The following is a 13,210-nucleotide window of genomic DNA, read 5'->3' as shown; positions in this document are numbered from 1 at the left end:
AATGGCTTTTATGGCTTCAGCTTTAAATTCTGCGGTGTAAGTCTTCTGTTTCTTGCTCATGGTAAACTCCTAATGAGTATGTATAGTTTACCAAGTTAAACCCTCCTGTTTTTTAAGCACACATCAATTATCTTATTCAATGTACTAAGAAATAAATAGTTTATTTATTTCTTAGTGACTCTGCAAATCGTCGAATAGTTTCTCTATCACTATCTGTTAAGTTTTGAAGATCTCTAAATAGAGTATCCGTATTAGTTCCTTCAAAGCTATCTACTCGTCCTAGTAAATAATCTGTAGATACTTCTAGTGCTATTCCTAATTTTCTCAAATTATCAAAAGATGGTTTTCTTGACCCAGCTTCCAAATGTGAAATTGAGGTAGAAGGAATTTTAGATTTTTCAGCTAATTGAGCTTGAGTTAGTTTACGTAACTCTCTTATCGCTTTAAGCCGTTCAGGAAACACGTAGGTTTCATTAGATTCTGTATTCATAGTTCTATTCTACTGATTATATTTTTATATTTCTATGATAATTCGAAATGGAGAAATTTTGTTGACGAATTCGACAAGTAGTGTTAATAATAGTTACGACAACATAAAGTTGTCGAATTCGACAATATTGGAGCGAAATATGTCTTTAAAACCAGGACAGAATACAGGCCGTGATGGTGGGATTTATCGAGAGCAAGGTCCTAGAGGTGGATTGAGAGATAACTACTCAACTATTCCAGATAGAACTATTGCCCCCCCAACATCAAAGCCAAATTCAAGCTGGGTTCGTGTTGAACGTACACCAGATAGTAAGCGATGAGTTGTAAAAGACTGTTAAGTACGCTTGGCAGTCTTTTTTTGATAATTTCATATTAAAGAAGGCATTGAGATGACTGATCAAACAATAAATATTTTATGTTCTTGCGGAAGCAATAAGTTTAAGGTTCCTAGTAATCCTAAAGCTTCAGATACAATTAGTTGTGCTAAATGTGGAGCACAAGAAAAGTATGGAATATTGCAAAAAGAAATATCTTCTAAAGTTAAAAAACAAGTTGAAGCTGATTTAAAAAAAATGTTGAGAAAAGCGGGTTTTAAATAAGCCAATTGTTAATAGGAGGTCCTGTGTTTCCACCGAAAAAATACATAAAAATTTCGTTTAAACAAGGATTTATAGTAGCTATCCTTTTAGGAGTGATTCCTCTTTTATTAGCTCTATGTCAAGATATTTGGGGAGTCATTTTTCATAAAAGTCATGATCTATCTAACTTTAACGAAATGATGAAGAGCCTTATACCTTCTAATGATAACTATGTACATATTCTTCTTTGGCTTTCAGGAATTTACTGTTTACCTTTATTAATGTTAGTTGTAGCAGAAAGAGAATTAGAAAGGAAAATTCCGATACCGAGTTGGATAAAGCATTTTATTCTTAATTTTGAATATGCATTATCGGCTATTTTTAGTGTGATGTTTGTTGCATCGGCTATTTTTTTTACTACAGGTTTTTTCTTCTGTTTTACTAGTTTAGGTGTTTCTTATGGCATTGGATTTGTGTTTATTGGCATAATTCTATTTACTCTCACTATGTATGCACTAGCAGCGATGTTAGAGCTTAAAGATCTATTCCTGAAAGATGATTTCGATTCAATATAAGAAAGGATACACAGAAAATTTTTATGTTAGGAAATATAAAATAAAGTTAGAATAACAAGGTTATGATAGTAAAGAGAAAATAATGTTAGAAAAGCAATTAAAAGCTGAAATTGTCCAAAAAGTTAAAAATTTTTGGGCGAAAAATCAGTCTCCTTTATTAGTTAGTCAGCTAGGTAGTGACTATCCTAAAGAAGAAGTTAGGAAAGCGACAAAAGGCTTATCACTCGTTAAATGGATTAAAGAGAATCAGGGAGAATTACAGTTGAAAATAGTAGTTCATCCATCTCAAGATCAAAAAATTGGATTAATACCAAGCAGTGAAAGCTTCAGTTATGGTGAAAGTGTAGAGTCAGAGAAAGTATCTTCAAACGATAAAGAACTGACACTGGCCTTTTTAGATCTATTAAAGAGCAGATGTAATCAACAAGAATTAGATCAAATTCAGATCCCAACAAAAATATTAGTAAGATTGTTGTCTTAAGGTCTGTTATGTTTTTAATAGTTAATATTCTCAACACTGATTTCCATATTAATTTTATTAGGAGTAATGAGGATTTTATTTTTAAAAGTGATATAACAAAAAAAATTTCTAGTAATACTAATATATTATATTTTACTGAAAATAATTTAGGACAAGCTCTTAATTTTATATCTTCAAATATTAACCATATAGAAAAACTTATTTTAATAAAAGACAAAAGGTTAGATGTTGATTTTGAATTATACAAAATTGGTTTTGTCGGTGAAATTGATTATAAAGAGGCTCCTTTATCAAAAAATCATTTAGCTGAGCAAGTCACTAAAATTCTAAAGAATTTTAGATACATGAATGGTCTGTTTTCCAGCGGTGATGACATTGAGTTGTTAAGACTCCCATTTCTAAATTTCAACTCAGAGTTTTTGATAAATCTACCAAATATAATTAGAGAGAAGTCCTCTAAAGAAGAGTTTCAAGAGGAATTTAATCTATGTTTATCATCGATAAGAAAGACTCACAGGAAGCCGAAAAGACGATCTGGTAACAAGAAAAAATTCTTTCTTGATGATGTTCATAAATATTTTGATTTAGGTGATGAACGTCATGCACATCATGAAACAGGGCAACCACATGATAACTATTGTAATTTAAAAGCGCATTTAAGGTTTGGCTTTAAGCTAGATGAGAGACAACATTTTAATGTTAGTTACGATTCAGATAATACAGCCAGAATAAATGGACGTTACTTAAATTGCCATGAAGAAGATATAAGCTTCAAAGGGCGAGTTCATCTAAATATTTTTACTAATGATTTCATTACATAAAATAATGGGAGCTATAAAAGCTCCCATTATTACGATATCTTATGATTTAGCTATAAAATATTTAAATCCATATCTTATAAAAAATCATATCTAATTAAAAAATATTAGTGATTGATTAATATAACTAAGGTTTGCCCCTAATGACCGTCTTGCAATCTGACCAAAGTTATCGCTGCAATCTTTAATTGAGGTAACCCTCCCCAGATCGACTTGCAATACATTCTGAACTCAGCGCTGTAGATCTACTATCATTACTAATATCTAAGATCATTTTACGTATAACTAAATACATAAAATTGAGATAATTTTTTGTACACCTAAGTGTATCTATGCTTAATAGCATACTTTTTTTTCATAAAAAAAGCTAGTTTTCCAAAGAAATCATTATTTGTATTATGTTATTTTTTCTAAAATTAACATAATACACCTTATACGAAACGTGATATAATTTACCTTAGAAATCAATGCTGTAGTTCCCAGTTTATAGCCCAGTCTCCCATGACTGGGCTTTTTTTATGACTTTTCACGTTCCACGCCTATTATTTAAGCAATGTTTCACGATTTTGATTAGCTCAATTGAATAATCAGGATGCCTGGTCTTTTCCTTTTTGGCGTTCATCCAGCTCTTTCTTCAGCGCTTTTTTATCCTGGTACGATGCGATCAGCATGATCGGGATCAACAGCGGGGCCACAATAATGCCTAGGGCAATGTCTTTCAGTTTCGGCATGATCTTTCTCCCTTAGTCATTATCAAAAACAGCATTCAGTACACGGCCAAATAAGCCACGTTTTTTGTGTTGTGGCACTGCCACATTCTGCAACGTGGCATGCTGTAGCGTTTGGGTGTGGTATGCCGTAGTTTCTTGCTGTGGCACTGCCACATTTTCTGCAATATTTAATTCATTATTCTTTTTATTATCATTGTCTTGTTGTGTTGTCGCATGCTGTGGTAGATCGGTGTCGCATGCCGTAGCATCTTGTTGTGGTGCTGCTGTGGCAGGTGCAACACTTTTCAGCTCAATGAGTGTTTGCATACGGTCAATTTGTTGCATTAACCGTTCTTCACGTTCTTGGTATTTTTTGACTTCATTTTCTAAATGGGCAATAAGTTTTTTTGTAGATTCATCACCTTCTTGCTTAGATGATTCAATTTTTTGAGATGTTTGCTCAGGTTCTCCAAAGCATCGGATGACCTCTGCTAGATCGAATTGTCCATCACTGGAGCGTGATAAACGTCCATTACGTACAGCTCTGTAAATGGTTGATCTATCAACATGAAATTTTTTAGATACTTCACTTAGTGATAACTTAGCCATTTACGGTGTCCTTTTTATTTGATGGCATATATCCCACTTTTTTTAGGTATGGGTATAGTTCTTTTATTCGGTCAGGGTCTTGCAGCATCTCAGCAATACGAATAGCAAATTGCGGATAGCTTTCAGTTCCCTGGGAATAACGACCCATTTCAGGAAGTTCGGAAAGTTTATTTGCAAACATATGGCGTTGTGCATCAGTCATCTTTGTAAAGAAATCTAAAGTATTAGGATCTCTATCTACTAGAGGTGGAGAGTCCTTTTTTTTCTGTTTAAAGTTAAACGAAAAACCAGATATTGAGCGCCCCCGTTTATGCTGCTCATACTTTACACAAATATCTGTATGTTCATTTATCTGCTTAATTGAAAGTTCTAGCACACGTTCTTTTAAGTGAGCCATCCGTAAATATTCATTATCAAGAACACCTAATTTTTTTCTGAACTCTTGTAGCTCTATAATTGGTGTTTTACCAGCACTTCGCCATTGAATTAGAAGCTCATATAAACGAATAGCATAAGCACTACTAAGGCTACTGACTTGTTGTAGTTCATATTTCGTAAATTGCTCTTCTAACCTGGTGATGAATGGAACGACAGCTGGAGCAAATATTAGGTCTACAGTCGCTTCATTGTCGTTATAAGCAATCTGAGAAACCCAGCGACTCATAACATTTCTGATATTCCCATTAGCCTTTTTTTCTTGATAACTAAACTGACGTGCAAAAAGATCTTTACAAGCATCTTTTAGAGCTTGATAGGCTGTATTGCGGTGTACGCCAAATTGATTGATATAACTATCAGCATGAACTTCTAATGGATCATTCGCATTAATACCTCTACCACTTTCACGTGCTTCAACAATGGCTAATAGTATTAAACGTTGTTCTACTAAATCTAAGTTATAGCTAGCATTTATTAAGGCATTATCTTTTACAACTAAATCTCTCATAGCCACTAATTTTTTATTGTGTATAAGTACACGTTAATATTATTTGTGGACTTATGCAAGGTAAACGTAGTCATATTGCAAGGTAAACGTGGACATATTGCAAGGTAAACGTGGACATATTGCAAGGTAAACGTGGACATATATCCTTTGAAAGTGTTGTAAATAAAGGCTTTCAGCATGTCTAAAAGCATTTAAAAACTTTAAAAATAATTAAAAGCCCAGGCAAGGAAAAATTGCCCTCGGTTTTCGCTACGCTCAAACTCTATTGAACTTCGCTTTCGCTCAGTTCGTAGGGGCAATTTTTGGCTTAAAATTTCGTGACTTTTAAAAAAGAAAAGCAACTAGGAATTCGCTTCGCTCATAGAACTTTTTCACTCGCTTCGCTCGACATAAAGCCATCGTAATCAGTTCGCACCCATTCGGGATGCTCTGATTCTGAGTTCTTGATACACAGGGGAGCCTGTAATCAGGGAAAAATAGGTGAAAAAATTTAGATCCCTGTAGTTCGCTCGTAGACACTCGCTAAATGCTCTCATTTGCGATTTAAGAGTTTTTTCTTAACTCAACTATAAAATCTCTGTGGTTTAGCAAAACATCGCTAAAAACCCTATTTTTTTGCGTTTAAACAGCATTCACCAAGGTCGGTAATCGTTGTTATTTTCATTTTCTGGTTTTTTAGGCTCGTTTTTCTGCTGTTTTTCCAATTCTTGGCGTTTTAAAAATGCCAAATGTTCTCGTTCGTGTCTTTCTTGTTCATAGCGTTGTTCTTTTTGCTCTCGTTCTTTACGTAATTGCTCTCTAAATTCACTTTCTCTGCGATCATTTTCAATTCTTCGTTGGCGATCTACTTCCGTTTGGCGTACTTGCTGCATTCTTTCTTGTTCAATTTTGAGATCATCTGCCCGTTTTGCTTTAAGGAGGGGACTCATATCATCATTAAAATCATGTAGGGTATCGAATGAATGAACGTACTCTCGTTTTAGCTTCTGCCAAAACGTGGGTTTTATCGTTGGTCGTTCAATCCCATTATTTTCCAGTATCTCTGAGCATTGACCTAAGCGTTGGACGACATTCTCAATATCGTATTCTTTAGCAAGTTGTTCGACCTCGGTTGCGTATTCTCTCCAGTTCTCATTTTTTGCCTGTTCTACTGATTTTTCAGTCGCATAAAAATCAGGTTTTTTTATATCTCTGTAAGTATGATGGTAAGAGTCATAAAACAAATTATTGCTATGTAGGTAAAAATCGCTTTTGTTTTCTGCTAACCATCGTTTTGTCTTGGTGAGATTTGATTCAATCTGCTTTTGATTATCAGCAGCATTGCTTTGAATGGTGTAAAACTGATTGGCAAATTCTGCATAAATATCTTGGCACCGGATGAAGTCATCATATGCGTTGTCGATCTGTTGAACCTGTTGTTCTTGCAGGCGTTCTTCTTCTAGGTTGAGATTTACTAATTCTGCTAAAAGCTCTTTTTCTTCTGCTTCGGTTAACTGAAGTTCGTTTTCCAGCTGGGTAATCTGATCTTCTAATCGACTTGGAACAATAATTTCTTGATCAAGGCCCTTGATGATCTGTTGGTATTCTCGTGCAGCATCTAAATTTTTGGCTTTGATTGCATCATTTTCAAGTGCAATTCTTGGCAGCACAATTTCAGTGTTACGTTCTTCAAGCGGTCTTTTTTGTTCCTCGTCATATTGTCTGCGAAGTGCTGTAGCTTCATGCCCTTCATGATGAGTGGGTTCAAGAAAGTCTAAGCCCTGATCCTTGTAACTCCGGTGGTCGATGCGTTCGTCTAGTCCGGCATTTTCCAATACTGTGTTTACAACATTGGCAAAAGTTGCTCGGCTGTCCTTCAGGATCTCGGGACCATGGTCGTTGAAGATTCTTTGTTTCTTTCCTAATTCGCCTTTTTCATTGATGAGTCTGGTCGTGAACATCATGTGTACGTGATAGTTTTTATTATTGGTTTCATCGTTATGTTCATGTGGTGCATGGATGCAGGCATCGACAATAACATTGTGCTTGTTCACAAAGTCTCGGCAAAAGTCATCAACGATTTTTATGCGTTCTGCATCTGTTAATTCATGTGGTAACGCACAGATATATTCTTTGGCGAGTCGTGCATTGGCTTTCATTGAGCCATTGGCATTGAATTCTTTTTTTTCTACTGTATTCCAAAGTGTTTGACGGTCTAAAAGTTTTGTATTGGTATGTTCTGGTGCATAAATATTTTTGTATGCAAGTCCCTTTTTTTTAGTGTAGTCCTGAGTCTTTCCAAAAGTCAGATCCTCTAATTTTTCACAGGCACGATAAGCAGCACAAGCAACGGCTGAACGTCCGTCACTTCGTGAGATGTTGCTTTCATTCAAATGAAAAATTGCCATTTTTATAAACCTAACTTTTGCATATCGTGGTTTTGATTTTTGCAACTTTGAAAAAGTTGCTGACCATGCTAAAGCGAGGTCATGGGGTACAGGGGTTTCCCCTGTCGCAACGTCCACTTTTCTATCGAAGATGAAAAGTGGGTAAGTGCGCCCTTCATTTCACTCCGGGAAAACTCCGCTTCGCTACGTTTGATATTGCTCGCTTTGTTTTTTGACTCTATGATGATGTTTGATTATTGATCATCACGGTTTAATACTATGTCAGATATTCAAGAAAAGAAAGATGAAGTTTTAAAGAAGCTCACTAAAGCACAGCAGAAGAAGTTATCTCTACAAGAGCAAATTGAGTATTTGAAAAAAGAACAAGAGCAGATCTTAGAACAGGCAAAACAGAAACAGAATGAGCTTAAACTTAAGCAGCAAAAACTTTTAAGTGAAGCCAAAGCTCAAGAACGGAAAAATGAAACTAGACGGAAAATTTTGCTTGGCGCTTGGGTTTTGAATAAATTTAAAAATGATGAATCTTTTAAACATCAATGGGCTGATTTTGAGCAGTTTTTAAGTGCGGAAAGTAAGACAGAAGAAAATAGACAGAAAGATAAAGAGCTTTTTAATGATCTTTTTAAGGGAAAGTTCTAAATTTCATATAAGAGATTTTATGTTAAATAGCCCTCGATTGAGGGCTATTTTTTGAAGTTTCGTATAACGTGTATTATGTTAATTTTAGGAAAAGTGAAAAATAATCTACAATAGAATCTACGAAAAATTGGCCATCAATTATGCCTAATTTCTCCAGTGAAAATAATTGGATTCTGAGATCGCCCACTCAAAACCATAAATTAGAAAGAATTGATGCATTTCTTTCTAATTATGCTTATAAGCCTCACCGACATGATACTTATGCTATTGGTAGGACTCTTTCCGGAATTCAAAACTTTCATTACAAAGGTATTTTGCAACATAGCTTGCCAGGCATGACTATGGTTTTACATCCAGATGAAAAGCATGATGGTGAATCAGGGACATTAAATGGTTATCGCTATAGAATGATTTACATCGAACCAGCGATGATTCAAACCATTTTAAAAGGTAAACCCTTACCTTTTATTAAACATGGTTTAAGTAATGATATTCGCCTGTTTAAGGCAACGGATAACTTTCTAAGCAATATAAATAATTATATGGATACCCTCGAAGAGGAAGACAGCCTATTTGATTTAGCAACTACACTTTGTGAAATTTCAGACACATCATTGAATCAAAACAAAAAATTTGATTACAAGGCGGCAGAAAGAGCACGTGAGTATATTTTGGCATATCCCCATGAAAACTTAAGTTTGTCAGATTTGGAGAAACATGCCGATCGTGACCGATGGAGCCTTTCTCGTGATTTCCGATTATTATTTGGAACTAGCCCACATCGTTATATGACTATGCGTCGCTTAGAAACAGTAAAGTTCAACCTTACTCAAGGGGAATCTATTGTTAATGCTGCTTTAAGTGCTGGCTTTTTTGATCAAAGCCATATGACCAAACATTTTATAAAAACATTTGGTTTAACTCCTACCCAATGGAAAATGATAAATATTAGAAGGTAGCCGTTCGACTTGAACGGCAAATTTTTCCTAAAGTAGATTTATGCCATTTAGAAAATCTTTGAACATAAAAAGCCCTGATAAAATTAAAAGTATCCCCATCAGCTTATTGAGCCGATTGAACCAAACAGGATCAGCTATCTTGCTTCCTAATACTTTTCCAACTAGAGCATAGGTGAATGGTGCGCCAACAGCACCAAGCGAAATCAGTAAAGAAACAACTAATATCATTACCCCAGTTATCTTGGCTGCTGGGTACATAATTGTCGTGACAGGTAGGATAACTAGAATGGCTTTTGGATTTAATAACTGAATAAACAGACCATTTAGGAATGTGAGATGGCTTTCTTGCTGTTGAGTTGTTTCTATATTAGCCCTAATCATTTTTATAGCTAGGTAGAATGTATAAATTGCACCAACTAAAGCAATATAATGAATCCATCCATGTGGAATAACCGCTTCACCTATATAGCCAAACAATACGAATAAGATCAACATGGCAAAACCAACGCCTATGTAAAATCCTACAGTCTTTTTTAGTTGGCCTGTAAGACCAGAATTTAGGCCCATAAAATTTACAGGACCTGGGCTATACATAACGCTTAGCGTATAAAGAAATATTTCCACAAAGTTCACTCAATTAGATAGTAATAAATATCAAAGAGAGAACGATATCTAGTTCTAAGCCTTAAAGATTGTACGTTTGTGCTGAACTTGTTCTTGGAATAAGAACCCTCCATTTTACATAATGGGCGTTATACGAAATTCATATTTTAAACACATAAAAATCAAATACTTGTGTTATAGTGATAATGCTCGACGATGTCGAAAAGCTGACTTGGAAACAAGTCGGCTTTTTTATGATCATTTTTGATAGTTCTTGCCAATAAAATTGACTAAAAATTACGCTTCTCAACTTGAGAGATACAATTTTATGATACATTATTGTATATACAAATTTGAATGTTTTTTATGGAACAGTATTTTGAATGGGATGAGGCTAAGAATCGAAAGAATCAGAAAAAGCACGATGTCTCTTTCGAAACGGCAAGCCTTATTTTTGAAGATCCTTTAAGGATCTCAATCCAAGACAGACATACCGATGGCGAAGAACGTTGGCAGACCATTGGAAAAGTGAAAGGCGTACTAATGCTCTTAGTAGCTCATACCATCTTTGATGAAGATGACTGTGAAATCATACGAATCATTAGTGCAAGACAGGTAACTAAAGCAGAGCGAGATAAATATGAGCATGGTTAGATACTCACGCAAAGAACTGAATGAAAAATTCAGCGACAAGCAAGATGCTGAAATTGAACGCTTGCTTGCTAAGGGAACAGTTCCTGACGATCAGCTAGATCTATCAGATATTCCTGAAATTACCGACTGGAGTAATGCTGTACGCCACAATCAATTCTATCGTCCAGTGAAGCAACAAACATCTATTCGTTTAGATGCTGACGTACTTGCATGGTTCAAAGCACAAGGTAAAGGTTATCAGACACGCATGAATGAAATCTTGCGGGATGCCATGCTAAAAGAATTAAAAAATCATCAGTAAAAATGGGAGCTTAAGCTCCCATTTTTTATTACAAAATTCATAAATTTTGATAGAATAGAAAAATTATTTGATTAAATTTTATAGAGTTTTTTATGAAAAAAACAATTATCGGGGCATTAGCTGTTTCAACACTTTTAATTTCTGCATGTAGTACATCACAACCTATGTGGAGAAAAGCTGGAATTACTCCACATGATGCTAATAGTGCTTTAGCAAAATGTCGCTATGACATAGGTTTAGCTAAAGTAAATCAAAATGAAAAAGCTGAAATGATACAAGATTGTATGATGGCACAAGGTTTTAGATACACCTATTAATCTCTATAAAATCCAAATAAATAGGTTTATTAATGAAAAAGTTAATAGGTTTTGCAGCCATAGCTGTTTTTTGTACAAATTCTTTAGCAGAAATCCCTGTAAAAAATAATAGTATTCCTTTCAATAAGCTGCCTATAGAGATTAAAGAAGTAGTTCAAAGTGAGTATATAGATACCTGCCAAGGCATATCTGAAGATGAAGAAATGCAAGTTAAAAATCCTAAAATCACTTTCAATAAAGGGTTTTTAGTAAATATAGATTTTAATAATGATGGCTTAAAAGACTATATTATCCGATCTTCAGACGTTACCTGTGAAGGTGCTTACTCAATTTTCACTGGAAACAGTGATGGCTTTATAGATATCTACTTTCAAAATGAAGCAGGTAAATATGATCATGTTCTTAACTATTGGTTAGGTCGTGAAGGATTGGAGCTTAAAAAAATAAAAGATGGCTATCGTTTTACTTCTGAATATAACGACAGTTATTTAGCGTGGGATAAATCTATAAATAAGTTTATTTCATATTATGGCCCTGAAAAAAGAAAAGATATTTTAGATATAAATGATGAAAACTCTACAACTACCCAAACTTCTACAGAGAAAGGTGAAGTTCTAAGACAAGCTTTTCAATAATCTAGAAATATTCAAAAGACGCCTTTACATAGGCGTCTTTTTATTTAACATAAATCTCTTATACGAAATGCTTTTTAAAATATCATTGTTTTTCATATAGTTAAAGAATTTCCTCCCCCTAAAAAACCACAAAAAACCGACTTGGAAACAAGTCGGTTTCTTTTTAAGCAATTTTGATACTTCTTGCTAATAAAATTGATCAAAAAATATTCATTTTTGCGTTTTTTCTTGATTTCTCAAGGGTCACAGTTCAGAAATAATCCCCAATTTCTGCGGACAACTCTTGGGATAAAATAGGCCAACTTTGTAAGCTAAAACTTACATAGATTTAAGGATTTTGCGGATTGGTAATCCAAGGCATTAGCCCTATGATGAATACATAAGGGAACTGGATGTTTCCAGAAAACAAGAATAAGAAAATAGCGCAAGGAATGGGCAGCACGAGATCAGTAAGACGAGCACCCCGATATGAAAAAGCCCGACAGGATGTCGGGCTTTTTTATGTCTTGAATCTGAATTTCGTATAAGAGATTTTATGTTAAATAAAGAAAACTTATACTATTTGAATGAAGGAGGTTCCCATGCATCACTAACCACCTCTTCAACATCTTCATATAAGGTGTTTGTTGTGATTACCGTGAGAGTTTTTTCATAAGACCCCAAGGTGATACTTTCTTCAATTGCTTTAATACGATGATTTGTATCAATCCACTCATTAAGAAAAATTTCTTTTTTTGATAACTCTGTTGAAATAATATTTTTATTTGATAGCACTTTGTTTTTTATATAAAAACATTTTCCAAATTTACGTAGTTCCTTAGTATCGAAAACAGCATCTACTATACCATTTGAACTGATAATTAATAATGCTGGTGTTTCAGTAAGTTCAATATATCGTATAGCTGTAGAGGTTAGGGAGGTATTGAATATACTAGCTAAAGACCTAATTGCTTCTAAGCCGTCATTGTATTTATACATTTCCTTTTCAAAAAGAAATTTAGGCATTAGTAAGCAAGTAGAAAAATAGTCTGCCTCTCTTTCATACGGATCTTTGCTACTCGATCCTGCAGTTGAAAAATGAGTACCATCTTTATTAAAGATATTTTCAGGATGTTCAGGCAAAAAATAATGCCCAAATTCATGAGCAATACTGAATCTTTGATATGGAATATTATTGATAGAAGAAGCATAGTAGATTAGGAAATCATTGCCATTCCTAATGAGTGCTCCAGAAATACCATGACTCTTTTGGGATTGGGTTTGTATATCAATCCCTAGGTCTTCACCTAATTTAAAAAGATCTATTTCATAATCGATTAAATCGTAATCTTGTCTAATCTGAGTAGCTTCTTTTTCAATATATTGCTTAGTGTTATTAGACATTTGATGTGTGCTGAATTAGCAGGAGACTTTCACTTGGGAGATTCTAGGCAGCTAACCGATAAAAGTCTTCTGCCATTTGATTTGGTGTCTTAAAATCCAAGCCTTTTTGAATTCTTCGCTGATTAT

At 34.5% G+C, this 13,210-nt stretch carries 17 protein-coding genes; 10 read left to right on the top strand and 7 right to left on the bottom strand.

Features of this window, described 5'->3' with window-relative positions; translation table 11 throughout:
- Positions 1-160: 160 nt before the first annotated feature.
- Positions 161-490 carry a helix-turn-helix domain-containing protein gene (locus FTU72_RS15210; RefSeq protein WP_087662598.1) on the bottom strand — a complete coding sequence of 110 codons (330 nt, stop codon included), beginning with the start codon at positions 488-490 and terminating at the stop codon, positions 161-163.
- A gap of 388 nt (positions 491-878) precedes the next feature.
- Here FTU72_RS15210 and FTU72_RS15205 point away from each other — a divergent pair, with 388 nt between their 5' ends.
- The 4 genes from FTU72_RS15205 (at position 879) to FTU72_RS15190 (ending at position 2,944) form a co-directional block, all read left to right on the top strand.
- Complete coding sequence (locus tag FTU72_RS15205; RefSeq protein ID WP_087662599.1) at positions 879-1,088, top strand: hypothetical protein; 210 nt, start codon at positions 879-881, stop codon at positions 1,086-1,088.
- A gap of 23 nt (positions 1,089-1,111) precedes the next feature.
- Entirely contained in the window at positions 1,112-1,642 is a 531-nt protein-coding gene (locus FTU72_RS15200; protein WP_180053086.1) for a hypothetical protein, read from the top strand.
- Positions 1,643-1,724: 82 nt separating this feature from the next.
- Entirely contained in the window at positions 1,725-2,123 is a 399-nt protein-coding gene (locus FTU72_RS15195; RefSeq protein ID WP_180053085.1) for a hypothetical protein, read from the top strand.
- An 8-nt stretch (positions 2,124-2,131) separates the two neighbouring features.
- Positions 2,132-2,944, top strand: a complete 813-nt coding sequence (locus FTU72_RS15190; RefSeq protein WP_087662602.1) for a hypothetical protein — start codon at positions 2,132-2,134, stop codon at positions 2,942-2,944.
- Between the two features lie 584 nt (positions 2,945-3,528).
- Here the strand turns inward: FTU72_RS15190 and FTU72_RS15185 are convergent.
- The 4 genes from FTU72_RS15185 to mobQ all read right to left on the bottom strand — a co-directional run bounded on the left by FTU72_RS15185 (position 3,529) and on the right by mobQ (position 7,710).
- Complete coding sequence (locus FTU72_RS15185) at positions 3,529-3,672, bottom strand: hypothetical protein (RefSeq protein ID WP_180053084.1); 144 nt, start codon at positions 3,670-3,672, stop codon at positions 3,529-3,531.
- Positions 3,673-3,684: 12 nt separating this feature from the next.
- Positions 3,685-4,260 carry a plasmid replication DNA-binding protein gene (locus FTU72_RS15180; protein WP_121523934.1) on the bottom strand — a complete coding sequence of 192 codons (576 nt, stop codon included), beginning with the start codon at positions 4,258-4,260 and terminating at the stop codon, positions 3,685-3,687.
- Positions 4,253-5,206 carry a replication initiation protein RepM gene (gene repM / locus FTU72_RS15175; RefSeq protein ID WP_164543278.1) on the bottom strand — a complete coding sequence of 318 codons (954 nt, stop codon included), beginning with the start codon at positions 5,204-5,206 and terminating at the stop codon, positions 4,253-4,255. Before repM ends, FTU72_RS15180 begins: the two co-directional genes overlap by 8 nt.
- Positions 5,207-5,838: 632 nt before the next feature.
- Positions 5,839-7,710 (bottom strand): MobQ family relaxase, encoded by a 1,872-nt coding sequence (mobQ, locus tag FTU72_RS15170; protein ID WP_373685633.1) that lies wholly within the window; start codon positions 7,708-7,710, stop codon positions 5,839-5,841.
- A 141-nt stretch (positions 7,711-7,851) separates the two neighbouring features.
- On the opposite strand from mobQ, the gene FTU72_RS15165 reads away from it, so the two are divergent.
- Together FTU72_RS15165 and FTU72_RS15160 are read left to right on the top strand one after the other, a co-directional pair.
- A complete protein-coding gene (locus tag FTU72_RS15165) occupies positions 7,852-8,232 on the top strand; it encodes a hypothetical protein (protein ID WP_257220302.1) in 381 nt (126 codons plus the stop codon).
- A 140-nt stretch (positions 8,233-8,372) separates the two neighbouring features.
- Complete coding sequence (locus tag FTU72_RS15160) at positions 8,373-9,191, top strand: AraC family transcriptional regulator (RefSeq protein WP_180053083.1); 819 nt, start codon at positions 8,373-8,375, stop codon at positions 9,189-9,191.
- A 27-nt stretch (positions 9,192-9,218) separates the two neighbouring features.
- Here the strand turns inward: FTU72_RS15160 and FTU72_RS15155 are convergent, their stop codons facing one another.
- The gene (locus tag FTU72_RS15155; protein WP_180053082.1) at positions 9,219-9,815 is read right to left on the bottom strand and encodes a LysE family transporter; all 597 of its coding nucleotides are present in this window, start codon (positions 9,813-9,815) and stop codon (positions 9,219-9,221) included.
- 345 nt (positions 9,816-10,160) lie between these two features.
- Here FTU72_RS15155 and FTU72_RS15150 point away from each other — a divergent pair, with 345 nt between their 5' ends.
- The 4 genes from FTU72_RS15150 (at position 10,161) to FTU72_RS15135 (ending at position 11,701) form a co-directional block, all read left to right on the top strand.
- A complete protein-coding gene (locus FTU72_RS15150) occupies positions 10,161-10,448 on the top strand; it encodes a BrnT family toxin (protein WP_071852193.1) in 288 nt (95 codons plus the stop codon).
- The gene (locus tag FTU72_RS15145) at positions 10,435-10,749 is read left to right on the top strand and encodes a BrnA antitoxin family protein (RefSeq protein WP_004282216.1); all 315 of its coding nucleotides are present in this window, start codon (positions 10,435-10,437) and stop codon (positions 10,747-10,749) included. Before FTU72_RS15150 ends, FTU72_RS15145 begins: the two co-directional genes overlap by 14 nt.
- 92 nt (positions 10,750-10,841) lie before the next feature.
- Positions 10,842-11,066, top strand: coding sequence for a hypothetical protein (locus FTU72_RS15140; protein ID WP_071852195.1), 225 nt, complete (start codon positions 10,842-10,844; stop codon positions 11,064-11,066).
- Positions 11,067-11,098: 32 nt separating this feature from the next.
- Positions 11,099-11,701 (top strand): hypothetical protein, encoded by a 603-nt coding sequence (locus tag FTU72_RS15135; protein ID WP_180053081.1) that lies wholly within the window; start codon positions 11,099-11,101, stop codon positions 11,699-11,701.
- A 558-nt stretch (positions 11,702-12,259) separates the two neighbouring features.
- On the opposite strand, the gene FTU72_RS15130 is transcribed toward FTU72_RS15135, so the two are convergent.
- Entirely contained in the window at positions 12,260-13,084 is an 825-nt protein-coding gene (locus FTU72_RS15130; RefSeq protein ID WP_087662597.1) for an ImmA/IrrE family metallo-endopeptidase, read from the bottom strand.
- Positions 13,085-13,210 lie beyond the last annotated feature (126 nt).

Origin of the sequence: Acinetobacter sp. YH12137 (assembly GCF_013418535.1) — a bacterium.
Classification (GTDB): Bacteria; Pseudomonadota; Gammaproteobacteria; order Pseudomonadales; family Moraxellaceae; genus Acinetobacter.
This window is presented reverse-complemented; position numbering and strand designations above follow the sequence as displayed.

Excerpts from the sequence above, each read along its gene's own strand:
- FTU72_RS15150 (WP_071852193.1), top strand. The coding sequence starts at position 10,161 with ATGGAACAGTATTTTGAATGGGATGAGGCTAAGAATCGAAAGAATCAG.
- FTU72_RS15140 (WP_071852195.1), top strand. The coding sequence starts at position 10,842 with ATGAAAAAAACAATTATCGGGGCATTAGCTGTTTCAACACTTTTAATT.
- FTU72_RS15205 (WP_087662599.1), top strand. The coding sequence starts at position 879 with ATGACTGATCAAACAATAAATATTTTATGTTCTTGCGGAAGCAATAAG.
- FTU72_RS15130 (WP_087662597.1), bottom strand. The coding sequence starts at position 13,084 with ATGTCTAATAACACTAAGCAATATATTGAAAAAGAAGCTACTCAGATT.
- FTU72_RS15185 (WP_180053084.1), bottom strand. The coding sequence starts at position 3,672 with ATGCCGAAACTGAAAGACATTGCCCTAGGCATTATTGTGGCCCCGCTG.
- FTU72_RS15135 (WP_180053081.1), top strand. The coding sequence starts at position 11,099 with ATGAAAAAGTTAATAGGTTTTGCAGCCATAGCTGTTTTTTGTACAAAT.
- repM (WP_164543278.1), bottom strand. The coding sequence starts at position 5,206 with ATGAGAGATTTAGTTGTAAAAGATAATGCCTTAATAAATGCTAGCTAT.
- FTU72_RS15210 (WP_087662598.1), bottom strand. The coding sequence starts at position 490 with ATGAATACAGAATCTAATGAAACCTACGTGTTTCCTGAACGGCTTAAA.
- FTU72_RS15165 (WP_257220302.1), top strand. The coding sequence starts at position 7,852 with ATGTCAGATATTCAAGAAAAGAAAGATGAAGTTTTAAAGAAGCTCACT.
- FTU72_RS15190 (WP_087662602.1), top strand. The coding sequence starts at position 2,132 with ATGTTTTTAATAGTTAATATTCTCAACACTGATTTCCATATTAATTTT.
- FTU72_RS15195 (WP_180053085.1), top strand. The coding sequence starts at position 1,725 with ATGTTAGAAAAGCAATTAAAAGCTGAAATTGTCCAAAAAGTTAAAAAT.
- FTU72_RS15180 (WP_121523934.1), bottom strand. The coding sequence starts at position 4,260 with ATGGCTAAGTTATCACTAAGTGAAGTATCTAAAAAATTTCATGTTGAT.
- FTU72_RS15145 (WP_004282216.1), top strand. The coding sequence starts at position 10,435 with ATGAGCATGGTTAGATACTCACGCAAAGAACTGAATGAAAAATTCAGC.
- FTU72_RS15160 (WP_180053083.1), top strand. The coding sequence starts at position 8,373 with ATGCCTAATTTCTCCAGTGAAAATAATTGGATTCTGAGATCGCCCACT.